Origin of the sequence: Marinoscillum sp., assembly GCF_965229915.1 — a bacterium.
Lineage (GTDB): Bacteria > Bacteroidota > Bacteroidia > Cytophagales > Cyclobacteriaceae > Marinoscillum.
Map to the genome: position 1 here is coordinate 817,676 of NZ_CBDDJZ010000001.1, position 25,410 is coordinate 843,085.

Annotated in this window: 26 protein-coding genes; 13 read left to right on the top strand and 13 right to left on the bottom strand. The window is 43.9% G+C overall.

Translation table 11 applies throughout. The annotated features are described in order from the left end of the window. Positions 1–37: 37 nt before the first annotated feature. Positions 38–361, top strand: a complete 324-nt coding sequence (locus tag ACO067_RS03450) for a PadR family transcriptional regulator (protein ID WP_421870848.1) — start codon at positions 38–40, stop codon at positions 359–361. Further along, on the top strand, positions 358–2,955 hold the full coding sequence (locus ACO067_RS03455) for an ABC transporter permease (RefSeq protein ID WP_421870850.1): 2,598 nt from the start codon (positions 358–360) through the stop codon (positions 2,953–2,955). Before ACO067_RS03450 ends, ACO067_RS03455 begins: the two co-directional genes overlap by 4 nt. A 78-nt stretch (positions 2,956–3,033) precedes the next feature. On the opposite strand, the gene ACO067_RS03460 is transcribed toward ACO067_RS03455, so the two are convergent. Together ACO067_RS03460 and ACO067_RS03465 are read right to left on the bottom strand one after the other, a co-directional pair. Continuing rightward, positions 3,034–4,830 carry a hypothetical protein gene (locus tag ACO067_RS03460; protein ID WP_421870852.1) on the bottom strand — a complete coding sequence of 599 codons (1,797 nt, stop codon included), beginning with the start codon at positions 4,828–4,830 and terminating at the stop codon, positions 3,034–3,036. Between the two features lie 65 nt (positions 4,831–4,895). Next, entirely contained in the window at positions 4,896–6,377 is a 1,482-nt protein-coding gene (locus tag ACO067_RS03465) for a T9SS type A sorting domain-containing protein (protein WP_421870854.1), read from the bottom strand. A gap of 122 nt (positions 6,378–6,499) precedes the next feature. On the opposite strand from ACO067_RS03465, the gene ACO067_RS03470 reads away from it, so the two are divergent. Together ACO067_RS03470 and ACO067_RS03475 are read left to right on the top strand one after the other, a co-directional pair. After that, entirely contained in the window at positions 6,500–6,691 is a 192-nt protein-coding gene (locus ACO067_RS03470) for a hypothetical protein (protein WP_421870856.1), read from the top strand. Positions 6,692–6,732: 41 nt separating this feature from the next. Next, positions 6,733–7,692, top strand: coding sequence for an MBL fold metallo-hydrolase (locus ACO067_RS03475; RefSeq protein ID WP_421870858.1), 960 nt, complete (start codon positions 6,733–6,735; stop codon positions 7,690–7,692). A 7-nt stretch (positions 7,693–7,699) separates the two neighbouring features. On the opposite strand, the gene ACO067_RS03480 is transcribed toward ACO067_RS03475, so the two are convergent. The 3 genes from ACO067_RS03480 to ACO067_RS03490 are packed head-to-tail and all read right to left on the bottom strand — an operon-like array spanning position 7,700 to position 10,783. Further along, positions 7,700–8,677, bottom strand: a complete 978-nt coding sequence (locus ACO067_RS03480) for an isoaspartyl peptidase/L-asparaginase family protein (protein WP_421870860.1) — start codon at positions 8,675–8,677, stop codon at positions 7,700–7,702. Beyond that, complete coding sequence (locus ACO067_RS03485; protein ID WP_421870862.1) at positions 8,674–9,762, bottom strand: hypothetical protein; 1,089 nt, start codon at positions 9,760–9,762, stop codon at positions 8,674–8,676. The genes ACO067_RS03480 and ACO067_RS03485 overlap by 4 nt, the downstream gene beginning before the upstream one ends. A 1-nt stretch (position 9,763) precedes the next feature. Next, positions 9,764–10,783, bottom strand: a complete 1,020-nt coding sequence (locus ACO067_RS03490; protein WP_421870864.1) for a carbohydrate-binding family 9-like protein — start codon at positions 10,781–10,783, stop codon at positions 9,764–9,766. 133 nt (positions 10,784–10,916) lie between these two features. Between ACO067_RS03490 and ACO067_RS03495 the strand changes: the two genes are divergently transcribed. Both ACO067_RS03495 and ACO067_RS03500 read left to right on the top strand, forming a co-directional pair. Beyond that, positions 10,917–12,197, top strand: a complete 1,281-nt coding sequence (locus ACO067_RS03495; RefSeq protein WP_421870866.1) for a hypothetical protein — start codon at positions 10,917–10,919, stop codon at positions 12,195–12,197. Between the two features lie 60 nt (positions 12,198–12,257). Further along, entirely contained in the window at positions 12,258–12,875 is a 618-nt protein-coding gene (locus ACO067_RS03500; protein WP_421870868.1) for a hypothetical protein, read from the top strand. On the opposite strand, the gene ACO067_RS03505 is transcribed toward ACO067_RS03500, so the two are convergent. Beyond that, positions 12,869–13,876 carry a GlxA family transcriptional regulator gene (locus tag ACO067_RS03505; protein WP_421870870.1) on the bottom strand — a complete coding sequence of 336 codons (1,008 nt, stop codon included), beginning with the start codon at positions 13,874–13,876 and terminating at the stop codon, positions 12,869–12,871. The two genes, ACO067_RS03500 and ACO067_RS03505, sit on opposite strands and share 7 nt — an antisense overlap. 123 nt (positions 13,877–13,999) lie before the next feature. On the opposite strand from ACO067_RS03505, the gene ACO067_RS03510 reads away from it, so the two are divergent. From ACO067_RS03510 to ACO067_RS03530, 5 genes are read left to right on the top strand one after another with little or no spacing between them, the layout of a single operon-like run. After that, positions 14,000–14,395, top strand: a complete 396-nt coding sequence (locus ACO067_RS03510; protein ID WP_421870872.1) for a DoxX family protein — start codon at positions 14,000–14,002, stop codon at positions 14,393–14,395. Beyond that, entirely contained in the window at positions 14,392–14,844 is a 453-nt protein-coding gene (locus ACO067_RS03515) for a VOC family protein (RefSeq protein WP_421870874.1), read from the top strand. The genes ACO067_RS03510 and ACO067_RS03515 overlap by 4 nt, the downstream gene beginning before the upstream one ends. A gap of 7 nt (positions 14,845–14,851) precedes the next feature. Next, positions 14,852–15,247 (top strand): VOC family protein, encoded by a 396-nt coding sequence (locus tag ACO067_RS03520; RefSeq protein WP_421870876.1) that lies wholly within the window; start codon positions 14,852–14,854, stop codon positions 15,245–15,247. Continuing rightward, positions 15,240–15,617 carry a nuclear transport factor 2 family protein gene (locus ACO067_RS03525; RefSeq protein WP_421870878.1) on the top strand — a complete coding sequence of 126 codons (378 nt, stop codon included), beginning with the start codon at positions 15,240–15,242 and terminating at the stop codon, positions 15,615–15,617. Before ACO067_RS03520 ends, ACO067_RS03525 begins: the two co-directional genes overlap by 8 nt. 48 nt (positions 15,618–15,665) lie before the next feature. Further along, positions 15,666–16,139 carry a hypothetical protein gene (locus ACO067_RS03530; protein WP_421870880.1) on the top strand — a complete coding sequence of 158 codons (474 nt, stop codon included), beginning with the start codon at positions 15,666–15,668 and terminating at the stop codon, positions 16,137–16,139. Position 16,140: 1 nt separating this feature from the next. Here ACO067_RS03530 and ACO067_RS03535 read toward each other — a convergent pair whose 3' ends face one another. From ACO067_RS03535 to ACO067_RS03555, 5 genes are all read right to left on the bottom strand, one after another. After that, positions 16,141–17,058 carry a glycosyltransferase family 2 protein gene (locus ACO067_RS03535; protein ID WP_421870882.1) on the bottom strand — a complete coding sequence of 306 codons (918 nt, stop codon included), beginning with the start codon at positions 17,056–17,058 and terminating at the stop codon, positions 16,141–16,143. Further along, positions 17,055–18,221: a glycosyltransferase family 2 protein gene (locus ACO067_RS03540; protein ID WP_421870884.1), complete on the bottom strand. Its 1,167-nt coding sequence runs from the start codon at positions 18,219–18,221 to the stop codon at positions 17,055–17,057. The genes ACO067_RS03535 and ACO067_RS03540 overlap by 4 nt, the downstream gene beginning before the upstream one ends. Positions 18,222–18,322: 101 nt before the next feature. Continuing rightward, positions 18,323–19,003 (bottom strand): LytR/AlgR family response regulator transcription factor, encoded by a 681-nt coding sequence (locus ACO067_RS03545; RefSeq protein WP_421870886.1) that lies wholly within the window; start codon positions 19,001–19,003, stop codon positions 18,323–18,325. 22 nt (positions 19,004–19,025) lie between these two features. After that, the gene (locus tag ACO067_RS03550; protein ID WP_421870888.1) at positions 19,026–21,524 is read right to left on the bottom strand and encodes a PAS domain S-box protein; all 2,499 of its coding nucleotides are present in this window, start codon (positions 21,522–21,524) and stop codon (positions 19,026–19,028) included. Then, positions 21,487–22,029: a heme NO-binding domain-containing protein gene (locus ACO067_RS03555; protein WP_421870890.1), complete on the bottom strand. Its 543-nt coding sequence runs from the start codon at positions 22,027–22,029 to the stop codon at positions 21,487–21,489. Before ACO067_RS03555 ends, ACO067_RS03550 begins: the two co-directional genes overlap by 38 nt. 127 nt (positions 22,030–22,156) lie before the next feature. On the opposite strand from ACO067_RS03555, the gene ACO067_RS03560 reads away from it, so the two are divergent. Together ACO067_RS03560 and ACO067_RS03565 are read left to right on the top strand one after the other, a co-directional pair. Then, a complete protein-coding gene (locus tag ACO067_RS03560; protein ID WP_421870892.1) occupies positions 22,157–22,660 on the top strand; it encodes a hypothetical protein in 504 nt (167 codons plus the stop codon). 28 nt (positions 22,661–22,688) lie between these two features. Beyond that, a complete protein-coding gene (locus ACO067_RS03565; RefSeq protein ID WP_421870894.1) occupies positions 22,689–23,198 on the top strand; it encodes a metallophosphoesterase family protein in 510 nt (169 codons plus the stop codon). On the opposite strand, the gene ACO067_RS03570 is transcribed toward ACO067_RS03565, so the two are convergent. Continuing rightward, positions 23,195–23,374, bottom strand: a complete 180-nt coding sequence (locus ACO067_RS03570; RefSeq protein WP_421870896.1) for a hypothetical protein — start codon at positions 23,372–23,374, stop codon at positions 23,195–23,197. The two genes, ACO067_RS03565 and ACO067_RS03570, sit on opposite strands and share 4 nt — an antisense overlap. A gap of 251 nt (positions 23,375–23,625) precedes the next feature. Then, positions 23,626–25,251 (bottom strand): M28 family metallopeptidase, encoded by a 1,626-nt coding sequence (locus tag ACO067_RS03575; protein WP_421870898.1) that lies wholly within the window; start codon positions 25,249–25,251, stop codon positions 23,626–23,628. Between the last annotated feature and the right edge of the window lie 159 nt (positions 25,252–25,410).

Sequence of the window (25,410 nt, forward strand, 5' to 3'; positions counted from 1 at the left end):
CTATTTGTTATACAATAGTTAATTAAACACTTGTATAATGAATGAATCTATAGGGTCTCTAGAAGAAACCATCCTACTATTAGTCCTGGTCATGCAGGAGGAAGCCTACGGGGTATCGGTAGGTGAAGAATACCACCTCCGCACAGGGAAGTCAATATCCATTCCGGCCATCCACACGGTCTTGAAGCGGCTGGAAAAAAAGGGATTTCTCAGTTCCAAGATGGGTGGAGCTACAACTGAGCGCGGTGGGAGAAAGAAAAGGCTCTTCGAAATCACCAAAAGTGGATATAAGATCATCGCTGAACTGCGCGATACACGAAACGAATTGTGGAAAATGGCTCCTCAGGTGAACATGGCATGAGCTCCTCTCGAATCATATCACCTCCACGTTGGGCCAACAGATTTCTGGAATGGTACTGCGATGAAGACCTGTTAGATGAGATTCAGGGCGACCTCATTGAGCAGTTCCATAAAAATCATGATCGCAACGGCCTGAGCACCGCCAGATGGAAATTCACCATTGATGTCATTCGTTTCTTCAGGCCATCCAGTATTAAAAAAACTCAAATCAATATGAACATACACATTATCACCAACTACCTGAAGGTGGCTCTTCGGGTGTTTAAAAAAGAGCGTGGATACACCGCTTCTAACATTCTGGGACTAGCACTTGGCATCACCTGTAGCTTGTTTATCTACCTCTGGGTGCAGGATGAACTTGAGTACAACTCCTGGCCTGAAGAATTGGATAAAATCCATTATGTACTAGTCAAGCAACAGGAGTCTTCTGGAACCATTCACACCTGGACCACCACTCCCTATCCGCTGCAACCTGTACTACAGGAGAAGTACCCGGCAATTGAAAAAGCGGCTATGATTAACTGGGGAACCACACTGGTAACCAAAAAAGGGGAAGAATACCTCACACTTTCCGGCCACTATGGCACACCTGAGATCTTTGAGGTCTTTTCTATACCGTTCGTTCAGGGTAGTCATCAATTACTGTATGATGAACCACAATCAGTAGTGCTGAGTGAATCTGCTGCTGACCGGTATTTCGGGGAAAGCTGGCGAGAACAAAATATCGTTGGCACCAGCATTACCAACAAAGACAACCAGTCCTTCAAACTAGCCGGTATTTTCAAAGACCTGCCAAAGCACTCGACACTCAGGTTTGACCTGATCATTCCTTTTGCATACATGCTCAAGCATCAACAGTGGCAAAAACACTGGGGCAACTACAACCACAGTATGTATGTGAAAATTGCCGATGGATATACCTCCGGCACGGCTCAGGACAATGTGGTGAATGCTATAGCTGAAAACAGACCAGATGCCAGTGATTCTGCTCCGCTCATTCTGCAACCCTTTAGCGAGAGGTACCTGTATACCAAATTCGAAAATGGGATCAAAGCCGGAGGACGAATCGACTATGTGCGCTTATTGTCGATATCGGCTATTCTGATCTTACTACTTGCCTCAGTAAATTTTGTAAACCTCACCACGGCCAGATCTTCTAAAAGATCAAAAGAAACTGGAATTCGCAAAGTAATGGGAGCTCAAAAACGGTCCTTGAGAATTCAGTTTGTGTTGGAAGCTATACTCATTACCATCGCTGCATTTGCTCTCTCAGCAGTTTCCGTGGGTTTATTACTTCCCACATTCAACACGCTGGCCAACAAGTCCATCGGGTTTGAATTCTTTACGCTGCAGTTTGTCATTACCTGTATTGGGTTCATTGTTGGCCTGGGCATCTTGTCTGGTCTCTACCCAGCCGTCTACATGGCTTCTCTAAATCCCATACTCTCGATTAAAGGAATCGTCAAGGCGGATCGATCCAATGCGCTTTTCCGGAAGAGTCTGGTCGTATTTCAGTTTGCAATCACTATTACCATGATCATCGGGTCGGTAACTATATTCAATCAATTGCAATATGTATTGAACAAAAACCTGGGACTTGACAAACAAAATGTAATGAGGATAAGTACCCATGATCTGTCCAGAGAGCAGGTAGCCACGCTGAGTTCCCGACTGATCAACATGCCTGGAATTGCCCAGGTATCCACTGCCAATCAAGACCCTACTAACGTGACCAATAGCACCTCTGACCCATCCTGGGAAGGCAAAGACCCACAAATGGATGCCTATTTTCACGTGTTGGGGATTAACCAAAACTTTCTTTCGATGATGGATATAAAGATCAAGTCCGGGAGAGATTTTGATCCTGATATAGCGAGTGACTCTACTAATTTTCTGATCAATGAAGTGACAGCTGAGCTGATGGGTCTGTCAGACCCAGTTGGCACTAAACTAGAGTTCTGGGGAACTACAGGAAGAGTCATTGGAGTGGTGAAAAATTTCCATATCGCCTCTTTACATGCACCCATCCAACCTTTGATATTGACAATAGACCCTTATCCCAGCATGTTTTTGATTAAAACAAAGCCCGGCGAGACCCAATCAGCCATAGCTTCAGTGGAGCGGCTTCACACAGAGTACATGCCCGAGGAGGCCTTTGAATTTAGTTTTTTGGATGTGGACTATGAAAACAGATACCGCAGTGAGCTCCTGGTAAGTAAACTTACCTTATACTTCACCATAGTAGCCATCATTATCTCCTGCCTGGGCTTACTCAGTCTGATATCATTTAACACGGAGTTGAAAACCAAAGAGATTGGCATCCGAAAAGTACTTGGTGCTTCGGTTGGCTCTATCCTGGGTCTGATTGGGAAAGAATTCCTGCTGCTGATTTTGATTGCCTTTGTATTAGCTGCACCACTTGCAGCATATATCATGAACACGTGGTTGGATCAATTTGCCTACAGCATCCAATTGGATGTTTGGCTGTTTGTTATTGCTGGCGTATCAGCGCTGCTCATTACGCTGCTTACCATCGCCAATCATACCATCCGATCGGCTATCAAAAACCCTGCGGATTCCCTAAGAACTGAGTAAAGTCCATTCAATGGCAATCATAAAAAAAGGCATCCGGAATATAACCGGATGCCTTTTTTATGTCAAATATTTTACGGGTTATTGAATATCCAACCCATCATATGCAGATACGAAATTCAAATCATATCCATCAGGTGTAGTAGATCCACTGTCTACGACCATCACCCACTGAAACTGATGTCCTTCCAGACCATCCACCTGATCTAGCTCAAATAGATTGCCAGCGATACCAGCCGTGCCTACCAGCACCCAGTCGTGACCTGGTGATTTACCTTCTTTGATCACTTCAAGACCTGAAGTGTAGTATCTTGGCAGTTCATCTCTAAGCACATAAACCTTAGCTGACTCAGGATAAGCAGAGAATGCGCTTTCCAATGAAGTGTAAGATGGCTGCTTGTTCCATGATGTTTCTACTACCTGGAGCGTAGTTCTCGGTCCTACTTCGATCGCATTCTGGAATCTGAGAAGAGCATATCCATTCTCTTTTCCAAGTGAGACGAACTTGGAACCGTTTTTATTGTAATCAGCAATATCTACGTTTGCTGCATTAGATCTTGACTCACTTGTTGCGTTATAGTCTTCCTCAGACATGTTATTTGGATCATCATCCATACCGCTACCTGGACGGTAGAGTTTGATCTCGGCATACTGATGGATGATCTCTGAGCTGAAGTCCCAATACTGAGAGTACTGTCCAGGGATTTCTTTAGTGCTTGATCCTGATGGGTTCTGAGAGTTTTTGTCAAAAGACTGAGTAGAAGCCATGTCTCCCCAGTAATGCACTGTCTTACCATCTTTGAATTTATTGTTTTGAGATGGATCATTGATGGTAAACTGTACTTTGGTGATCAGGTCACCGTGTAGGTTCCACAAGTTGATAAAGTCCTTTTTGTGATGTGAAGTGAATACGAAGTTGTCACCAGTAAGTGCAGCTCCGGTTACTTTACCAGTCTTCTGAGTAGCAAAAGGATTGTTTTTATCACCACCGAAGATTTTACTTGCTGTGAATGAGATCTCTTTATTTGTCCAGTCCCAAGTCAGATCCAAAGCAATGGCCGTATTGTTCTTCCACTGGCTAAACGAGATAAGTCGCTGTGCTTCAAACCCGTCGGTTTCTGTACTATTTTGGGTAAAGAGAATGTCTCCACCAAGAAACTTCACTCGTTTCGAATTGAACTCCTCAGCATCTTCGAAGTAGTCTTCTCCATCATCTGTGCTCTCTACATACGCATCTCCGGAAAAAGTAAACGGTACAGCATGTACCCAAACTTCTCCACATGCACCTAAGCCAGAGTTAGCAGAACTGCAAAGTGATGCATCAACATCAGACCAGATATCTGATCCCACATTTACGTTGGATGGGTCTGCTTTTCCATCACCATTATCTGCTACTACCTTGAAGAAACCAGACTTACCAGCTATGAACAAGAAACCTTCTTCATCCACATCTACCTGAGTGATAGCGCCTTCGAATCTTCTGTTTTCGTAGTGCTCGTCATAGTACATTCCATCAGGATTGTAGTTGTAGAGCATTAGGGTTCTTACTTCTCCTGAATTAACATTGACCAAAAAGATCTTTCCTACCTTGGCTACAACTACTGTAAGCCACTCATTGTCAGGAGACATGGTCATGTGACCTCCTGCCGGCACTTTACTTTCGGTCTCAAGCCTGTTCAGAACTGCTTCACTCGCCAGTCCCTGAAAGTCATAATCCAGTTCATAGATTCTGGATTCACCACTCACGGAATTCAAGAGAAACACTCGTTCATTGAACGGCATGCGCTTTAACATTACTTCTTGCTCGCTCTGATAGTCATTGACAGTACAGCTTGCGGCAAGCAATACAACTAAGAATAATAGGGATAATTTTCGCATTAGGCGATGACAGTTTGTTTAGTGAATAAATGTTTAGGCTGATTGCGGGTAGCTGCTAGAAATGGTTAGTTTCTAACAATTACACGAAAATAAGACTTTTTGTGATTAACCAATTGAATATTAATAAAATATAATCCTGAATGCAGTCCAGTCCAGTCGATGATGTATTCGTTGTTTACGCGTACGTAATTTGGATTCACTTTCATTCCATCCGAGTTGTAGAAAGAAAGACTTTCAATACCATCATCCGGGATATAGCTGAATGAATTGGTGGGATTTGGAAAAACCCGGACCTTTGAGTCGTCTTCCTCCCCACTCCAATCAAGAGTGGCTTCACCCTCTATCAGCAAAGCGATTAATGACCGCTCAGAAGCAAGAAGCGGTAAACTAAGCTGCCCTGCCTGTCCTTCTGGGAAGGATAACTGAATCTGAAAACCAGGAGGCAAGTCTACTCCGCTAAACAATTCGATGTAGTTCTCCCGAAAGGACTCTAAATCTTCCAGGAAGATGTTTTGAGTGTATAGTACCTCCTCTGTATCTGACACTAGCTCAATTCTCAGTTCGGAAAATGGCACTAACTCCTCAATCCTGGAAAAACTCAGGTAAATGCCAACCCCAGTTGCTCCGCCAGTCAACTGCACCTTCTGCACATAAGATTGGCTACCAGACACCACATAGTCCTCAGCGTATGCCTCGTATTCATTGTACAGGTTTAGTTTTGAGAAGGTGCCTTGTTTGCCTCCCTTCACATGTAGCTCAGACTGAGGATCTATCCAATGAGCCAACTGCATGTCACTGTCAGAAAAGTAGTCATATGCATAGTCAAAGCGGAAGAAATAATCAATCGTATCTCGCTGGGAAAGCGTACTGCCACTCAACCCTCCCAAAAACCTGAATCGATGATCTATCAAACCTGCACCCGATGAGCCTATATCAGTAGCACCAACACTCCAATCACTGACTTTCCAAAATCCATTCTTTACGTCCGGATACCCGATGAAACTTCCAGGACTGACCACATTCCTACCAAGAGCCGTTTTTTGATAGTCAAATTGCCCATAATGAAACGAGATACCATATGCCGGATTCTGAGCTTTGGAATCCCAACCGAGCTGATATGGGACCAAATGACGCGGTGGAAGTTCATTTAGATAAAAAAGTGCGAAATCCAGCTCCTCATTGTAAGCCAGCACCTCAAACGCTCCGCTTGACACCCACCGACTAGCAGTGTATTGGGTATTTTCATGAAGAAGTGGAAAATCCCCCAGCACAAAACATGCAGTATTAATAGCATCAATATCGGGGATACAATGAGCCGCAGTGATAATAAACAGACCATCCTTTGAAGCATGGTGATTAAGTATTGCCCCAGTGCAGGTACTGGTATTATTAATGATCACCTGACAGGTAGCATGTCTAAGTTCTCGATATTCATTGATTAATAGATCACTGGCATTTTGCCCGGTTACTAACAATGGTTCAAAACTTATTGCTATAAGAAAGACCCAGAACAGGCCATTTTGAAAGGACTTCACTTTTGCTTTCATGATCATAGGCGATCTGGCAAATCTAGTGCCTCCAATCGATCTTCGGATAAACTAAAGAATAAATGAAACCTCACCCTGATCATTTCGTGTGCAGTAACTATATTTCTTCACCAACCGAACTTATGACACAACCTAAAAACTTTCGTTTCATAATCCTTTTTATTGGAGCTCTGTTCATTGCTTCATCTCAAATCGTAAGCCATTATGTAAACGTGCCAGATTTCTGGAATGGACTCATGCTTGGTACTGGTATCGGATTGATGCTCATTGGACTTAAACGAAAAAACAAGTCAGAAGTGGCTCCGAAAAGCTGACCAGCAGCTTGCATAGTGCCTGATTTCGTTAAATTAGGTCAATGAATCAAGTCATATTCATTTTACTGTTCTGGACCCTGCTACAGTTAACATCCTGCAGTTCCACTGAGCAAGAGCCACAAGCCTCCAATTCAGATGGGGTATTTTTAACAGTACTAGGAGTGGCTCAAGATGCAGGATCTCCTCAGATAGGGTGTATGAAAGAATGCTGCAGCAAGCTGTGGGATCAGCCTGAAAAACATCAAAAGGTTACAAGCCTGGGTTTGGTTGATTACGCTACTCAACAAACCTGGATGTTTGAGGCTACACCTGACTTCAAAGTACAAAGCAAGATCCTCTCCGGTCAATTGGATACCCTGGCATTTCATCTTCCGAGTGGCATATTTCTGACTCACGGTCATATGGGACATTATACCGGTTTGGCACACCTGGGAAGAGAAGCGATAAACGCTAGCCGGGTACCAGTCTATGGCCTGCCAAAAATGAGCGCATACCTACAATCAAATGGTCCATGGGATCAATTGGTGGCCCTGAAAAATATTCAGATTCAATCTATAAAACCAGACTCAAGCATCCGACTAAATCGTGCTATTTCGGTAATTCCTATCACCGTTCCGCACCGCGGTGAATACACAGAAACCGTGGGCTTTCAGATCAATGGACCGAACAAGAAGGTGCTATTCATTCCTGACATAGATAAGTGGAATCTATGGGATAGAGACGTCACAGCACTTATCAAAAATGTAGATCTAGCACTATTGGATGCAACCTTTTATGCAAATGGAGAGGTGGGCAATCGGGACATGTCAGAGATTCCTCATCCTTTCGTGGAAGAATCGATGCGACTGTTTGATTCTTTACCAGCAAGTGAACGAGCCAAAATCCACTTCATCCACTTCAATCATACCAATCCACTACTGCGAACGGAATCTGATGCTGTGCGGTTAGTGACTTCCAAAGGGTACGGAATTGCTCGAGAAGGGCTAAAATGGGAACTTTAACGTATTGTTAGATACTATATCGGGCATCTACCAATTCTTGTTTCTCAGGATGATGAATGGCATAGTTAAATCCTTCCTTGAGGGAATAACCAGCGTACTCGCCTTGTTTATTCAGAGCAATAAATCCTACCTGCAGGTAGTCCAGATCATCACGCTTCTTATACAGCTGATAAATGCGATTGGTTACTTCCACACAGGCCTCCTCTGGAGATTTACCCTGACGCATCAGCTCCACCACCATGGCGCTACCAGCAGTACGGATCACTGCCTCACCAAGACCTGTGGCCGCAGCGGCTCCCACTTCATTGTCGAGGAATAAGCCAGCACCGATAATCGGTGAATCCCCCACGCGACCGTTCATCTTATAAGCAGCTCCGCTGGTGGTACAGGCTCCTGCCAGATCACCATTTTGATCCAGGGCGAGCATGCTGATCGTATCGTGATTCTCAATATTTATCACAGGTTGATACTGCGACTCCTTTAGCCAATTTTGATAAGCCTTCTCTGCCTCCGGTGTAAGTAAGTTATCCTCTTTGAAGCCCTGCTCCAAAGCGAACTGCTTGGCTCCTGCACCAACCAACATGATATGTGGGGTCTCCTCCATCACTTTACGAGCAACTGAGATTGGATTCACAATATCCTGAAGATAGGCAACTGACCCACAGTTGCTGTACTTATCCATGATGCAGGCATCCAGGGTCACTTTGCCTTCTCTATCGGGAAAACCTCCAATGCCAACGGTCATTACCTTTGGGTCACTCTCCACCACACGTACGCCACGCTCTACGGCATCTAGGGCAGAACCTCCATCTTTCAAAAACTGCCAGGACTCATTATTGGCCATCATACCGTGTCCCCAGGTAGAAATAGCAACAGGTTTGGCTACACGCTTAGGTTCTTTTGACTGTGAAGCACAAGCTTGCAGTGCGCTCAAGGACATAGCGCCTACAGCAGCTTGTCCTATAAATTTTCTTCGTTTAATCATTGAATGGAGGTTTTAAACTGTTGGAGGACCTGTAAGTGTTGATCACTTAGCGCATTGGCATCAAAAAGAGCCACGCCGCGGGCCCCTTGGTCTCTGGCGTAAGTAATGGCTTTCAGCAATTCTTCCGGAGCAATCGATGGTAGATACAATCCGGTATGTAACTCGGTTTCCTTAGCGGATAAATCGGTAACTCCCTGACGAGTAGCAAAAGCTATCCAGTCCAACTCCTCATTATAGAAGTTGTGATAAATCATTGGTAGGACCTTGTCCACATTCCACTTATCCCATCGCTGACGAACCATATTGGCCGCCATCTCCGGATAAGGAAAAACTGCCGCTGTTAAGACCTTATCGTGGGCATGGGCTATCTCGTAAGCATCGTCCACCACCGCCTTGACTTGATTGAGTCGAAACTGACGCCATTCTATGTCCAGTTCGGGATGTTCCATAGCGAGCGGATTTTTATGATGTATCTTTTCAAACTCACCTAGACAAACGTCGCAGTAGCAAAAATCAAACTCAGGCAACTCTTCATTCTGTATCAGGTCGTACTTTGGCAAAAGTCCTATGGGCAAAAACACATCAGAATAGCGGATATAGTCCAGATGAACGCTAGCGACTCCAGGTACTTTAGCAAGTCCTTCCACCAGGCTCAACACATGTGATCTACTGGCTTCACGTGTAGGGCACATCCACTGGTAATAGTCCACATAAGGTCGTGTATCAAAACATGACTTACCCTCCCGGCTCACGGCGTACCATTCGGGGTGCTTCAGCGCTACGGTATCCCCAGGCCTATTCATTGTAAACATCCAGGCGTGAACTTCCAGGCCGGCTTCAGTCGCTAAAGCTGCTAGACGCTCCAGCTCTTTGGGGTCAGTACCTGTATTGATCAGCACTGCATCTACCCCACTTGCTTCCAACTGTTTGAAACGCGTCTGGTAGGCACTGTCAGGCATATCTCGGCGGGCGGTCATCCAGGTCCACACCGTAAATGGTTCATCTTCCTTTATCTCCGCCGGTTTGGTAGATTGACAACTCGCAATACCCAGAATAAAGACAAAAAATAGTAATGTATGCTTCATATCAATTGGTCAGGATCATCGATTGTCCGTCTTCACGAATGACAATCTCACTACCAGTTTCAGGACTGATCAAATAAAGATTCCAACCAGTTTTATTCCTTTCACAACTTACCGGAATTTCTACGCCCTGAAACTGAATCGCAAAATACGAGCTATCTGTCAAAATAAGTTCCCGCTTATGTAGTTGTCGATAGGTTTCGTAAAGTTTTCTCCTGAGTAACTCGTCATATGGCACTTTAAATCTTTTTTGATTGGCAGAGAAATAGACAAACCCCCAATGCTCAGGCTCGTGCATGTTGATCACACCTTGTGGACTCCAAACCCAATTGTACTCCGGTAGGTACTTACCATTGAGGTCTCTCTTGCGTGAGTAGGCTCCGTTATTCAACTCAAAGTCCCAGTTAACTCTGGAGAAATTGATCCGCCAATAATCGTCCAGGGGCAGTTTACCATCAGATGCTTCCAGCAAAGCACTCCAGGGCATGGCGATTTCTACTGTCCATCCTTTATCCTTATCAGAAGGATCATTCAAACTGCCATCAATCTGAACTGCCGTTTGGATTCCCTTAATGTCCCAATTGTCAATCACTTTTGGACCATTTCGGTAAGGTTTAGTCAAAAACAAATCCCAAACCGTATTGAGTGCATTCATCTCAAACTCCATGTAGTTGTGCGTATCACCATCAGGATCTATGAACACCTCAAAGTCATTGTTGTAAAAAATCACTGCATCTCGTTTGGTAATATCACCCCAGACATGAGGCTCTTCCATCTGTGCAAAAAAGTAGAGATAAGTACTATCCCAAAGCATTTTTACTCTGGTTTGATAGGTTGGAACCTTCTCACCTTCAATATCGATGAAGTCATCCGACCATAACGCTTGATCCCACGCGGGTTCCTGGTAACCATCGATGGTAAGTGGTGTAGAGGTAAACAATGCATTATATACCCTGGGAATTGCCTGACCGTTCGCTTTACAAGTCAAAACGAACAATAGAACCAGTAACAAATGATTCTTCATATCGGTAAAGATAGAGGACCACTCAAATACAAATTCATTCTGGTAACAGGAATTATCATTTAGTTATCTGCCAATCAGAAAATTCTGTTACTTTTACCAGTAATAGCCATATTAACTAAACGATCTATTCGCCATGATGAATCAACTAATCAAATGTCCAGTTTATATCATTGCCCTTCTGACACTGTCGCTTGTAATTAGCTGCTCTGACACTAACCTGGAGCAAGACCATGTCATCCAACCACATGAATATTTTGACATTAAAAGCAAGTATGCAAACGGCTGGATCAAAGAAGCGACACTCCTCCACTTTGACAAATCCACAGCATCTAACTTTAAGTATTTCCCCAATGGCGGATTGGAGTCCATTGATGTATATGAAACTCCTCCAAATCACCATTTGAGTATGATTGTGAGCTGTAATGAAGACTTGACAATAGCATCTTCATCCTTTTTCATAGAGACAGGTAAATATTCAGAATTCTTTTATGACCATGATCAATTGGGCTCCAAGACTGTTTACCATCCCGGTGGAAAGACGACATTTTCATACAGTGAAGGAGACATCAAGGCCATTCAAGAATATCTGGAAAATGGAGATGTAAGAGTAATCACTTATCAAGACAATACCCGAGACGTTAGTTACCTAAGTGATGGGCAAATGGTTTTCAGTGAGGAGACTTCTCTGATCTCAATGCCTGGCATGGGCATATCTCGATACAATGAAATACCACTACTCAATAGGTTTGGTGAGGAGTCAATTGCCGTAGAATCGATCGGGACTACATCGACAGCTAGCCTCACAGGGGATTCCTTTCGTGTACATCCTAACCTTCCTGTTTGGAACCTTTATGAAGATTACAAAAGAAATTCAGATGTAATAGATGTCAAAAGATGCTTGAACGATGATGCATTTAGAAGCATAACAGAAAACTTTTCACATCAGGAAGCTATTTTTAATACTGAGCAAAGCGTCTACTATCATGAACGAAAGATCCTAAAACCTTCATCAGAAATAAAGAACCAAATTCACCAGGAGTTGCAAGAAGATTCGACATTATTTGCCTTAAAATATGGTGATCACTACCTCTCAGAGATTACTACTGGCAGATGGTTCTACCTGGTACAGGTGATTCGAAACATGCCCACCAAGACAGAATCTCAGCTGTTGATTCAAAATATTGCTCTAAAACGCTATGAAGAAATAACAGACGGCAAGGAATATGTGAACTTGGAAGAACAGCAAACACTGGAAAAGGTACATCAACAATTCCACTTCTATTCATCTCTGCCCAAACACCAGAAAGGAATCATCATCAGAAATCACGAAGAATATGAGCAAGCCTTGAAGGAATTGAATGAAGCGGAGGTGACAATTATTCAAAAGCAGTACAAACCCTATAATCAACTGTAAAAGAAGGAGCGATTTACCGGAGTTTGATTATCTTTCATAATTGTAAACTAAATCACGATTATGGCCAACCGATTCCTCTCCGCCTTCAAGACCATCAACTACCTGCAGCTGGTTTTTGACCTGATCATCGTGACGATCGGTGTGTATGTGGCTGTTGTCTTCTCGGAGCAAAAGGCCGAAAATGACAAGCTCAAGCAAGGTCAGCGGATGATCGAATTGTTGGAAGTGGGGATTACGCATTATCAGGAAGCATTTTCGGCATTCACGGAGTACCATAATCGGTACAATGTGGAGTTTCGACAAAAGCTCGACAGTAATGTAATAATGGATTACAGTACCACCATCTATACTGCTCCACAGTATCCGATTGATGTGATTCATTACATCCTCACCAATGAAAGCTATGAAGTGTTTACCGTAGACTTTTACATTCCTCTAGCCGCTTTTGCCAACAACATAGAGCAACTGATGTATGTAGAAGAAAAGCTGGTGGAATGTGCAGAAAAGTATCAACAAATACCGTCCGGAAGCCATCCTGACTATGAAATCATCGTCAATCAGCAACTCGACAATGCCGAACGCTACTACAGATATTTGGAATTACGAAAGAGTAAATCTCAGCGAATGGCAGCAATGGCAGACTCCATACTAAGAGAACTAGAAAAAGTAGGTCAGTAAGTGTTTTGTGCCTCCACCTTTCGAGTGTCTTCTTTCACAAACTTTTTCTTGTAGTCTAGAGGACTCACGCCAACGTATTTGCGAAAAACCTCCCGAAATGATTTGGCATCAGAATACCCCGAGCCAAACATGGCATCAGTCACCGATTTGCTGCTTTGCTCCAGTATCTTCTTCGCTCCCTCTACCCTGACACGCTGCAGATACTGGATGACGGAGTTGCCCGTAGCTGACTTGAATCGGCGCTCCAGAGTCCGTCGATTAGTGGCTCGATCATCGGCCAGTTCGCCTACCGTAATACTGGTTTTGTAGTGTTTCTCAATATGCTCCTGAACTTTCAACACCATATCATCTCCATGATTTTTCTGTCCATTGAAGATCATATAGAGGGATTGATTGTTCTTGTCCACATCAATCATAAAGGCTTTGGCAGTCATCAGCGCCAGCTCCCGTCCACCATACCTTTCGATCAGGTAAATCACCAGGTTGGTGAAGGCATAAGCTCCGCCACTTGTATAGATTCCATCACTAATGGACACGATATTCTCTGCTTCCACGCGAATGTTGGGAAACATGTCTTGAAGCGTTTGAGCGTGGCCCCAGTGGGTAGAACAGGTCTTTCCATCCAAAATCCCCGTTTCGGCGAGTAAAAACGCGCCAATGCAAAAAGCTGCTATCTCTGCACCTTTTTTATACTGATCAGCAATCCAGTGAATCACCTCAGTATTGTTGGCTATGCCTTCCTGAAGATCGCCGTGTACCGCTGGCACGATGATCAAATCGGTCTTGTCGATTTCTGAAATGGTTTTGGGTGGAGTGACGGTATAGAACCCCTCAGCATCCTGGGCTGGCTTTCTGTGCCCGACAAACTCTACCTGAAACAACGGCTGACGGGTTTGCTGTGCATAAACATCGCTCGCCCAGTTCAATATTTGAAATGCCCCGGCTATGTTGACAATACTGTACTGACCCTTAGGAACAAGAATAGAAACGTGCTTCATCATCTTACAATTATGCATCTAAGTTACCGCTTTCGGCTGTCGCAATCAACCCCTCATCTATTCGCATTGGCACTTCGATTTTCTTATTGAAAACTTCAAACTTTGAATTGTTAAACCTCTAATACCATGCAACAGAAAACAAAATCGATAATTGGAAGCATCATGAGTGGACTAGCCATACTATTCATGCTTGCCGATGGGATAATGAAACTCATCCAACCAAAAGAAGTAGTGGAAGCAACTTTGAACCTTGGATACCAGCCACACCACATTTCCACCATCGGCTTGCTAGGTTTGGCAGTCACCATGCTCTACATGATACCGAAGACTTCCTTCATCGGGGCTATTCTCACAACTGGATATTTCGGTGGAGCTATCGCTACCAACTTTCGGATGGACCAACCCCTATTCAGTCATATTTTGTTTCCGGTTTATCTATCGGTATTGCTCTGGGGCGGACTACTGCTTAGATATCCTAAGCTGATACAATCACTAACCAAACCTAATCGCCAAAAATCATGAGTCAAATCCAATCCAACATCAAGCCATGCCTGTGGTATGACAATCAGGCCAAGGAAGCGGCGGAGTTCTACTGCTCCATTTTTCCCAATTCCAAAATCATTTCAGCATCCAACTTGCTCGTGGATTTTGAACTCAATGGAATGCCATTCGCGGGACTCAACGGAGGTCCAAAATTCAAATTCAACGAATCGGTTTCCTTCCAGGTATTCTGTGAAGACCAGGCAGAAGTAGACCATCTATGGGATTCGCTGACGGCAGATGGAGGAGAAGAAAGCATGTGTAGCTGGTGCAAAGACAAGTATGATCTCTCCTGGCAGATTATCCCCAAACGATTTATTGAGATGATGAGCACTGGCACCCCTGAGCAAGTACAACGCGTGACAGAAGCCATGCTCAAAATGCGCAAACTGATTATCGCTGATTTCGAAAAAGTGTTCTATCAAGACTAATATAGCCATGAACCCAGTCGTACATTTTGAACTACCATACAAGAATGCAGACCGTGCCAAAAACTTTTACACCAACGTATTTGGTTGGAAACTACACCAATATGGCTCAGAAATGAATCATTACATTACCTGCACTACTGCTGAAAAAGACGTCAAGCCAGGGGCACCTGCCGGATCTATTGATGGAGGACTCTACCCCATACAACCCGGATCTGCTGAGCATCCAGCATTCGTCATTGGTGTGGAAAACATAGACACGGCCAGTGATCTGATCGTTACTCACGGAGGTCAACTTTTGAGTGAGGCTCACGAAATACCAGGAATCGGCACTTACCGCCAATTCAGCGACTCAGAAGGCAACAAATTGAGTTTATTAAAACCTAATGCTTCATCACATGACTAAGTTCAACATCCCTTTAGACTGTGAGAATTCACCCAAAAAAGCATTTCTTAGAGATCTCAACATCGCTTTCATGACCGGAGATGTCGACACCATACTCAACTCAGTCTCCGCTGATATCCAATGGGAAATGGTTGGTGACAAAGTGATCTCAGGTTTGGAAGACTTCAAATCCGCCATTATGGAAATGGCGGATTTTAAAGCAGAAGTGTTCACCATTCACCAAATAATCACACATGGCAAGGATGCAGCACTCACCGGAGAGTTTGTCGATAGCGACAACACCTACAGCTTTTGTGATGTATATGAATTTGTGAGCGCTGGGAAAAACAGCATCCGCAAAATCAGATCTTACTTAATCAAAATGAAGTAAGTATTACCATCCTTATTTTTTGTACTTTGGTCTAAACAACCAAAACGTATGGAATCACAACCATCTTCAGGACCCTTTCAGGTGATAAGAGTCATCCACTTAGGCCTCATGGCCGGACCTATGCTTCTAGGCATTATTTCTTATTTGTTGATTTTGCAACCCAAGGAGGGCGTGCTTTATGATGATACTAACATCCTGACATTCATACCAATAGTTGCTCTAATGATCTCAGTACCAGGAGCTCTGATCGTCTTCAAATCACAGATTAACGGACAGTTAAAAGAAAATCCACCGACAGAGAGGAAACTCGCCATCTATCAGACAGCACATATCATACGAATGGCTCTGATGGAGTTTGCCGCACTCTTTGGGGTGGTGGTATGCATTGTTACAGTCTCTTACATTAACTATTTCACCACTGGTGTAGCGTTGTTAATCATGCTCTTAATGCTCCCTACTAAGTTCAGAATATCGGAAGACCTTAAGCTCAACAGAGACGAACAAAAACAGCTGTTTGGTTAAATCAACCTTTCAATTGATCGTATTTATATCCTAGCTTGAGACTATCTGTGCTATTGAACAGGTTCCAGATCGCGCCATTCCAAAAGGAATAAAAATGATCCATCTCCCTTTTCATCAGAAAGCCGAGTAAAGACTTGGGAAATGCTAAAAAGGTGAAGAACAAAAGAAAAGCGATTTTTCTGAGGCCTCTCACATTGCGACGCATAAATAGTATTCTATTCCGTGTTTGAAAATAGGTTTTTAAAGGAGACGCTTTGCCAGTAGAAATCGATTCCTTATGAAAAATTCGCACAGATCGATCTACTTTTATTTTGAAACCGGCTTTCGTGATTTTAGCTCCCCAGTCTAGTTCTTCGTAGTAGAGAAAATAATTCTCTGGCATCAACCCGACCTGATCGACTACACTCCTACGCAGCATCATCGCAGCACCATGCGCAAAAGGTGACTCCATCAATAACCTGTCAACAGGAATCTGCTTCATGTAACCTACCGCATGATTTCGCCCGGTAATTGTGTTGATAGGTGTATAACCGGCAAACTGTGTGACTTTCGGGTGATCAAAGTAATTGATTACTGGACAAACAACCCCGGTCTCCTCTTCGCGATGCAACACATCCACCAAAGAAGCAATCGTTCCTTTTGGGACCACAGTATCGTTATTCAAAAAGAAGAGACAATCACCTGTGCTGGCTCTAATTCCCAGGTTATTTCCACCAGCAAAACCAAGGTTTTTCTCACTGCGGATGGTAATTGTCTCGGGATATTCTTCATTGATCCTGGCACTTGCATCCTCCCTGGATCCATTATCCACCACGATCACCTCCAGGTTTTGATAGTCCTGTTCTCGCAGAGATTTCAACAACTCCAACGTTACTTCAGGTTGGTTGTAATTGACTGTGATAATACTAACCTTCTTCATGCTCTTCGTTTAGCTTTATCCCATACCACACTTTGATTGCCAGCGATCAGCTTTAAAAAACCCAGGAACACATTTAAATTCATGAAAGTGAAGTAAAGAGGAATGTAGAGCGCCTTCACACGAAGATTGTTACTTTCCAAATAGTATCCGGTAATTGCTGCCAGGTAGAATCCTATTTGACCGCTGAGCATGCCCCACCAAAACCAGTGACCAGACTGGATCAGTACCAAATTGGTTACAAATAGCAAGACCAGTGAAATCGGCGCCAGTGTCCACCGCAACACGCGATGTGAAATGTATTGGAAGGTAAGTACTCCGTATTTGAAAGGATTAAGGATGAACCCCAGGCGCCAAATGGCCTGCAATCCTCCAGCAGAGATTCTCACCTTGCGCTTCATTTCTTCATGTAAAGAGTCTGAGGAGTGCTCCATGGCTCTGGCATCTGACTCATAGGCCACTCGATAGCCGTCTGCCGCTATACGCATGGTCATGACAAAATCCTCAATCAAAGTATCTTGTTCTGGTTTTTCATAGAGATCCGTTCGTATGGCAAACAGCTCCCCTGCGGCTCCCACCACACTATGTAGTTGGTAATCCCATCGTTTGAGCAATGACTCATAGCGCCAGTAAATTCCCTCTCCGGCACTAGCTGCATCTCCTTCTGCGATGACTGATTTCTCACCAGCCACCGCACCTACTTGTGGATTTTGGAAGTGGCGCACCATCAGCCTGAGAGCCTCTTTGTTGATCATGGCGTTGGCATCCGTGAATATGGTGATGGGCTCCTTGATATGCTTCATCACGCGATCTACGGCCGATAGCTTTCCTCTTCTGGCTGGATGGTGAAAGAATTTTACATTAGGGAACAACCGAACGATTCTGGAAGTGAGGTCATTGGATCCATCCGTCACAAAATATAGATGAAGCTTTTCCTGAGGGTAGTCCATTTTCAGGCAGTTCTCTATCTTGTGAATGATGACATCCTGCTCGTTATAAGCTGCAACTAACATGGCCACCTCTGGCAGTTCTTCATTCGTCTGCTGAGCAAACCTTTGCTCTTTCCCGAAAAGTTTGACGAGTAAACCCAGCAAAACTCCATAGCCGAGATAGCTGTAAAAGACGATCGCAAAAGCAACGATAAAAATCCAGATGAATACTTCCATAACCTTACTTGTTTTTAAGCTAAGGTACCTCTAGATCTTGGCTGGCTCAGATAGCTTTCGTTAACTGAACCTCATTCGTAGATTTTCAGCAAATCTGGTCGTTAAATTGTCTTGATGCGGTTCATCAAAACTGGTCGGTGGGCTCGACTGATCGGGATCACCTTGTCGTGAATGACCATGTTGGTTTCTTCGATATCAACTACTTTAGACAAGTTCACCACAAACGAACGATGCACTTTCAAGAACTTTTTATTCTTGATCTTGTCGTCGATATTCTTCAATGTAGAATGTACAATATACTTGTCAGTCATGGTGCGGAACGAGACATAATCCCCGAGAGATTCTACGTACAACACATCATCCAGATTGAGGCGTACATACCTCCCATCCACTTTGAGGAACAACTCGGACATCTCCTCTGAGGGAGACATGGATAGATTTTCACGGGCGTGATCAATGGCTTTGAGTAAGCGCGCAAGCTCCACGGGTTTAGTGAGAAAATCAGTTACCCGATGTTCAAATGCCTCTACTGCATACTCTGCATGACCGGTGGTAAAAATGATCTGAGGTTTTTTGTCCAGGCTTTTGATCAGGTCCAATCCCGAAAAATCAGGCATTTGGATATCCAATAGGATAAGGTCCACCGGTTCAGACTTGATCAGCTTGAGGGCGTCCAGCCCGTTATCAAAAGATCCAACTACTTCCAGATCATCGATTTTCTTGCACATGGACTCCAATGAAGCACGTGCCATTTGGTCATCCTCAACTATTATGCAATTCATATTATAGCATTGTTCAAAGTAACTAATTGTTAAACTGTGACAGCTTGTCTAGCTCTTGTTCTACTAGTTGATGATGGCTGGCAAATTGATCCAGAAACTGCGGGACCAGATGGCGAATAGTGCTAGCATCTTGCCGTTTGGCAACTTGTTCAATTTCCAGCATTTGATCTGTCTGTTGGCTCAGACCGACCATTACAAAGTTTGGCTTAATCCGATGTGCCAATGTAGCTAACTCTTGCCAGTTTTCCGAATCAAAATGCATTTTGAGTTGCTCAATATCTGCTCCTATGGTCTTTAAGAATATCTCAAACATCAACTGGGCGCGCTCGTAATCTTCTCCGTAAAATGACTCCAGATATGGCCTGTCCAGTTCAGCAGAAAATTGAAATGCTTTCATTGGTTCATTGGTTCCTCCTAAGTCTGCCTCAGTTAACTGATCAAATATGTGCAGCAGCTGCTCTGGAGAAAACGGCTTGGACAGGTGATGGTTCATACCTGCGGCAATGGCTTTTTCCTTTTCATCTACCAGAGCTGATGCTGTGAGCGCTATTATCGGGATATCCTTATTGGGGTTGTGCTCTGCTGTTCTGATTCTAATGGTCGTCTCATACCCATCCATCACTGGCATGCGAATATCCATCAAAACAAGGTCATAACTACTCTTTTTAATCCATTCAAGTGCCTCTCCACCATGGTTGGCCAGATCATAAGTGATCTCCCATTTTTCTAATAGACCGATCAGATACTGCTGATTGATTTTGTTATCCTCCACAATCAGCACATGATTGATCCCCTGTGGTAGTATGTCTTGTTGATGATGCATTTGACCTTCTTGTTTGCGCACTTTGCTTTTTCTAAAAACCATGTTGAAAGAAAACTGAGACCCCTCACCTACTGTACTGGTTACTTCTACCTGCCCCTGATACATACCTACCAGCCTTTGTACAATTGTCAGTCCTAGTCCTGTGCCTCCATATTTAAGTTTGGTTTGTTTATCTCCTTGTTGGAAACTCTCGAATATCGCCTTAAGTTGATTTTCTTCTATACCAATACCTGTATCAGACACGGTACACCTGACGCTCACTGTTTCCTGCAGGTCCTCAATCAACTCCAAACTCGTGGTGATTTCACCAGATTCTGTGAACTTAGAGGCGTTACCTATCAAGTTAAGAAAAATTTGATTCAAAATAGTAGGGTCTACCTCCACATCAAAATCCAACTGAGGGTCCAACATGACCTTATACTGAATATCCTTACTATTCCTAAAATGGTAAGTCTGGACTACTGCACGTACATTTTCCACCAAGTCGACCGGTTGCTCATTGAGTTCCATTTTTCCGGATTCGATTTTGGAGATATCCAACACATCCGATATCAGACCTAGTAGTATATCTGCAGAATACTTAATGTTATTTAGATAATCCAACTGCACGGAGTTCAGCGATGTGTCATACAGCAGATTAATCAATCCGGCAATGGCATTAATCGGATTTCTAATTTCATGGCTCATGTTGGCCAGAAATTCCTTCTCGGCAGCTCGTGCTCCTTCAGCCACTTCTCTGGCTAGCCTTAGTTCATTTTCGAGGTTTTTGCGTGGTGTAATATCGTAGTGGATACCAATAGAACCTACCAGATTGCCACGATCATCCATAAATGGAGCCCCGCTGATCAATACCCAAATGCGTTCGCCATCTTTACGGATCAGCTGCATTTCGTAGATGCTTTGCTTACCCACTGCGCGCTGGTCATCCTGGCCATTCATTAGCTCCTGATACTCAGGTGGCATTAAAAGCTCCACAGCGTTTTTCCCTTCTAGTTCATCCCGTGTATAACCAGTCATGTCACAAAAACGATCATAGGCTTTGATGATTTTGTGATTCGGGTCTACCTCTAGCAGGCCCAATTCCATATTTTCAATAATTCCCCGGTACTTTTCCTCTGATGCAATGATTTTTTGTTCGAAGTAAAATCTATCTGTTACATCTCGATATTTCCAGAGATGCCCCAGGTACTCATCACCCAAAAAAGTGGGTATGAAGTCACGAGCCAGTACTTTACCATTGCGCATCTTGAGGATGTCACCGATTGCTTTTTCGCGGTTTTCGATTAGTTCCTCTACCCGGCTTACGAAAGTGTCTGGATCTTCAAACAAACTTGCCGCAGTGCTTAAGTCATCTTTACAGTTGTTTCCTACCAGATGCTGAGGTGCTGCCGGGATTTCGAACAACTCACAAAATTTCTCATTGGTTAAGACGATTTCCCGGTTCGCATTTTCAAACAGAATACCCGCATGAAGGTGTTGGATAAGAGAAGCCAAAGTGTTCGTACGCTCATTTACCCGACGTTCCAAAGTCTCATTTAACCGCTGCAAATCACGATTGGATCTATATAATTCCAGAGATTTCTTCTCCAGCAAAGACTCCGCTTCATAGCGAGCCTCTCGCTCCCTGACCACACGGCGCTGAAGTAACTCTACTTGCTTTTTAAGCTTTTCTGCGGATAACGAATCTAACTCTAACACCTTTTTCGTCTAGTTTTTTCATTTGTATATCTGCCTCCTCATTAAAATAATGGAGACACCCCTGTATTAACCCATGAGCAAACGCACCCATGCAGCGGACAGATTCATATAAGAGGATTAGTTCATCATCCTGGTATTTTTCAATAACAAATGATGGCAATTCTGCATCTGGATAAAGTTTTCTCACCTCTGGATGTATTTTCTCCTCAATGCCCGATAAGAAAGCAAAAGCGTCCATATCCTCATGAAAAAAGGACTGATAGGATTTGCTGAAGACACCAAATAGATAGGTGCCATAGTCCACCATCAGCTCATCCACTGACTTGCCCAAATGCTGAGACAGTAGAACCAGTATCTGAACCATCTCATGATGGGGATAACTACCCACAGTGGTGTATGTCCCCTTGATCGTTGGCCGCACTTTCTGGAGCACTTCATCCACAAGATCATACCCGTAGGATTGCTCCACCATTTCCAATAGTTCAGTAAATACGATTCCTCTCATGATACAAACTTGCCAATAGCTAGATCAAAATGAAGTCTTATATCGATTTTCAGCGTTGGGATTTCGATATTTGAACATCTTTGTTAGATAACTGGTATTTTGTCTGCTGATTGACCACTAATGGAATATGATTCACATCCGAACCACGCTTCTTTACCTCGTATTAATCGTTGGGACTGTCTTGCTTTCGGCATTGAATAGTAGTGCTCAGGAGCTTCCTTTTACATTCGAAAAAAAGGGTCTGTTCAAACAAAAAACAGCAATAAAGATGTGCGGCTTTGAACTCACTCAACAGCAGCTAGTGGTATTTATGGCAGACGATCCAAACATGGACGAGTATAGCAAGCCATTGGCTGGCATGTTCCTATCCAAATCAATCCTGGGTGCCACAGGGTCTGTCTTATCTACCTGGCCACTGTTACAGCTACAGCTGGATCAGGAACCAAATCTGAATCTCACGTATGCTGGCCTGGCCACCCTGGCAGTCTCCACGGTTATAGACCATGTGTTCTCCAAAAAAGCCGTGAAAGCAGCCACCTTCTATAACAATGGATACCAGGAGCCACAAATCCGGGCTCGCTACCAAATCAAACCAGCTTCATCTGGTGTAGGAATAGCTCTTGCTTTCTAGGGGGAGCTGATCTTCGTATGTTTGTGCCATGAAAATCGGCCTGATCTCAGACACCCATAGCTATCTTGACCCAAAGGTATTTGACTACTTTCAACAAGTAGATGAAATCTGGCATGCCGGAGATATTGGTACGCTGGCACTTCTGGAGCAGTTGGAAGCATTCAAGCCCACAGTTGCTGTTTTTGGCAACATAGATGGACATGAGGTTCGGGAGGCGACACCTGAGGACCAGATATTTGTCCGAGAAGGTGTGAAGGTGTTGATGACACACATTGCTGCCAAGCCACCAAGATACAACCCAAGAGTCCAAAAACTTATTCAGGCTCACCAACCTAACCTCTTGATCTGTGGACACTCACATATTCTCAAGGTGCAACCAGACCCTGCCAATAACCTGCTCTTTATGAATCCTGGAGCAGCTGGAATCCACGGTTTTCATCAGGTAAAAACACTCCTTAGATTCGATTTGGTTTCGGGAAAGCCGAAAAATCTAGAGGTAGTTGAGCTTGGTAAACGTGGTGCCATAGGGCAGCATTAACCCATATCCAAAAGGTCCAGTAGCTCCACCACCTCCTCTTTACTGATCCCATGCTCTGAGGCAAGCAAACTGAGCTTTTGCAGTTCTTGATCGCTGATATTTCCATTTGGAAACTTGTTTACAATCAATCGCTTCAATGCTTGATAATTGGGATAATCAATGTTTTGAATAACCATTGGCTTGTCATGTTAAGGAATCGTTTCATTAACTACCCAGTCAAAAAGTTTGCCAAATGGTTTTTGAACACTGCAAATATCAGAAGTGAATCTTTGAAAATAATAGGCTGTCTAAAAAGTAATTTAAAAATGTCAGGCTGAGGTCCTCGAAGCCTTTTTTCTCTGCGAAAAGTCCCATTTCGAGAACCTCAATGTGACACATTTTCAGTTAACCAAACTTTTAAGACAGCCTCTTCATGATGACTATTTTCTTACTTTTCTCTAATCGACTTGAACTCAGAGCCTTCTTTCCATTTTGGCCACTGGTCGCTATTGGCCAGCTGCTGACCAAGCTCATAATAGAGTGTGGCATCCTGATAGATTCCACCAAACTCCCAGGTGTCAGAGTTGTACTCATCAGCCGGTTGATGATAGGCTGTTGTCTCAAATTCCCGAGTTCGCTCTTCGATATACGCCACGCCTTTGGTCATGTGCTCATATGAACCCATAGAAAACATCGCTGGGATGCCCACTTTGGCAAACTGGAAATGATCTGATCTAAAGAAATATCCTTTGCCAGGAGTTGGGTCTGGAATGATGTACCGACCCTGTTTTTTGGCAATGGCCTCAGACAACTCGTCCAGCTCTGACTGTCCATAGCCAATGATGGTCAGGTCTTTCATAGGTCCATAAAATGCCAGTCCATCCATATTGATATTGGCCACTGTCTGTGCCGGAGGATAAATGGGGTTTTCTCCATAGTATTTAGATCCTAACAAACCCTGCTCCTCAGCAGTCACTGCCAGGAAGATCACACTTCTTTCTGGCTGCTCAGCCTTAGAAAAAGCCGCAGCAATACCCAACAAAGATGCTGTGCCTGATGCATTGTCATGAGCTCCATTGTAAATACTGTCACCCTCTACTGCCGGACCCACGCCCAGGTGATCCCAGTGAGCAGAATACAGCACATATTCTTCAGGTTTAGTTTTTCCTTCTATCACGGCAACCACGTTGTTGGAAGTTGATTTCTTAATTCGGTTTTCGACGGTCACTGATGCTGTGAGGTTGAGAGGAATCGGCTGGAAATCCTCCGCTCGGGAGCGCTCCACGAACCCCTTCATATCCACCTCTGTGGCCTCAAATATCCGGATGGCTGCATCCCGTGTAATCCAACCCTGAACGATGGGTTTATAACTGTCTCCGGTTTGGTCCAGATACAGGCTAGCTCCAGACCAGGAGTTGCGCACTACTCCCCAGCCATAACCCGCTGGTGCTGTGTCATGAATGATCAGACATCCTGCAGCTCCTTGTCGTGCTGCTTCTTCGTACTTGTAAGTCCACCGACCATAGTATGTCATGGTGCGTCCTTTAAACAAAGTGCTGTCTTCGGCTCCAAATCCTGGATCATTTACCAGCACCACCACTGTCTTTCCTTTTACATCCAGCCCCTCATAGTCGTTCCAGTCATATTCAGGAGCCACGATCCCAAATCCGGCAAAAACAAGCTCTGAATCCACTAGCTCATTTAGCTCCTCCACTCGCTCGCTGTAAGCAACAAAGTCATCCCCCACCTGCAGGGAAACTTCTTCATTTCCACCGTTGATTCTCATGGTGGACGAAGGTCGAGCATCTAATTCCACCAATGGCACTTCTTGAAAGTAACTATTGTCATTGCCTGGTGTTAAGCCGAGTGACTTGAACTGGTCAGCCAAATAAGCTATGGTCTTGTCTTCACCTTCTGTGAAAGGCTTCCTTCCGAGAAACTCGTCGGACGCGAGGGTTTTAATGTGATTGGCAATAGCCACAGTATCAATTGCCGAAGCATCACTGGTTTGCTTTTCTGCAGGCTGACAAGCCGCCAGCGATCCAATCAATACTAAATAGGTTAACTTCTTCATAGGTTGTTATTTTTTGGATTCATGAATTTGAGCATTTTTTGTGGTTTCCTAAAATGATAAGGGCTCAAATGCCAAATTCATATGTAAACGGTGATTTTTTTAGTCTTACAACTAACAAATTGATCGTCTATTGATTATCTAGGTGTAAACCAATTAATA

Excerpts from the sequence above, each read along its gene's own strand:
- ACO067_RS03450 (WP_421870848.1), top strand. The coding sequence starts at position 38 with ATGAATGAATCTATAGGGTCTCTAGAAGAAACCATCCTACTATTAGTC.
- ACO067_RS03455 (WP_421870850.1), top strand. The coding sequence starts at position 358 with ATGAGCTCCTCTCGAATCATATCACCTCCACGTTGGGCCAACAGATTT.
- ACO067_RS03460 (WP_421870852.1), bottom strand. The coding sequence starts at position 4,830 with ATGCGAAAATTATCCCTATTATTCTTAGTTGTATTGCTTGCCGCAAGC.
- ACO067_RS03465 (WP_421870854.1), bottom strand. The coding sequence starts at position 6,377 with ATGAAAGCAAAAGTGAAGTCCTTTCAAAATGGCCTGTTCTGGGTCTTT.
- ACO067_RS03470 (WP_421870856.1), top strand. The coding sequence starts at position 6,500 with ATGACACAACCTAAAAACTTTCGTTTCATAATCCTTTTTATTGGAGCT.
- ACO067_RS03475 (WP_421870858.1), top strand. The coding sequence starts at position 6,733 with ATGAATCAAGTCATATTCATTTTACTGTTCTGGACCCTGCTACAGTTA.
- ACO067_RS03480 (WP_421870860.1), bottom strand. The coding sequence starts at position 8,677 with ATGATTAAACGAAGAAAATTTATAGGACAAGCTGCTGTAGGCGCTATG.
- ACO067_RS03485 (WP_421870862.1), bottom strand. The coding sequence starts at position 9,762 with ATGAAGCATACATTACTATTTTTTGTCTTTATTCTGGGTATTGCGAGT.
- ACO067_RS03490 (WP_421870864.1), bottom strand. The coding sequence starts at position 10,783 with ATGAAGAATCATTTGTTACTGGTTCTATTGTTCGTTTTGACTTGTAAA.
- ACO067_RS03495 (WP_421870866.1), top strand. The coding sequence starts at position 10,917 with ATGATGAATCAACTAATCAAATGTCCAGTTTATATCATTGCCCTTCTG.
- ACO067_RS03500 (WP_421870868.1), top strand. The coding sequence starts at position 12,258 with ATGGCCAACCGATTCCTCTCCGCCTTCAAGACCATCAACTACCTGCAG.
- ACO067_RS03505 (WP_421870870.1), bottom strand. The coding sequence starts at position 13,876 with ATGATGAAGCACGTTTCTATTCTTGTTCCTAAGGGTCAGTACAGTATT.
- ACO067_RS03510 (WP_421870872.1), top strand. The coding sequence starts at position 14,000 with ATGCAACAGAAAACAAAATCGATAATTGGAAGCATCATGAGTGGACTA.
- ACO067_RS03515 (WP_421870874.1), top strand. The coding sequence starts at position 14,392 with ATGAGTCAAATCCAATCCAACATCAAGCCATGCCTGTGGTATGACAAT.
- ACO067_RS03520 (WP_421870876.1), top strand. The coding sequence starts at position 14,852 with ATGAACCCAGTCGTACATTTTGAACTACCATACAAGAATGCAGACCGT.
- ACO067_RS03525 (WP_421870878.1), top strand. The coding sequence starts at position 15,240 with ATGACTAAGTTCAACATCCCTTTAGACTGTGAGAATTCACCCAAAAAA.
- ACO067_RS03530 (WP_421870880.1), top strand. The coding sequence starts at position 15,666 with ATGGAATCACAACCATCTTCAGGACCCTTTCAGGTGATAAGAGTCATC.
- ACO067_RS03535 (WP_421870882.1), bottom strand. The coding sequence starts at position 17,058 with ATGAAGAAGGTTAGTATTATCACAGTCAATTACAACCAACCTGAAGTA.
- ACO067_RS03540 (WP_421870884.1), bottom strand. The coding sequence starts at position 18,221 with ATGGAAGTATTCATCTGGATTTTTATCGTTGCTTTTGCGATCGTCTTT.
- ACO067_RS03545 (WP_421870886.1), bottom strand. The coding sequence starts at position 19,003 with ATGAATTGCATAATAGTTGAGGATGACCAAATGGCACGTGCTTCATTG.
- ACO067_RS03555 (WP_421870890.1), bottom strand. The coding sequence starts at position 22,029 with ATGAGAGGAATCGTATTTACTGAACTATTGGAAATGGTGGAGCAATCC.
- ACO067_RS03560 (WP_421870892.1), top strand. The coding sequence starts at position 22,157 with ATGATTCACATCCGAACCACGCTTCTTTACCTCGTATTAATCGTTGGG.
- ACO067_RS03565 (WP_421870894.1), top strand. The coding sequence starts at position 22,689 with ATGAAAATCGGCCTGATCTCAGACACCCATAGCTATCTTGACCCAAAG.
- ACO067_RS03570 (WP_421870896.1), bottom strand. The coding sequence starts at position 23,374 with ATGGTTATTCAAAACATTGATTATCCCAATTATCAAGCATTGAAGCGA.
- ACO067_RS03575 (WP_421870898.1), bottom strand. The coding sequence starts at position 25,251 with ATGAAGAAGTTAACCTATTTAGTATTGATTGGATCGCTGGCGGCTTGT.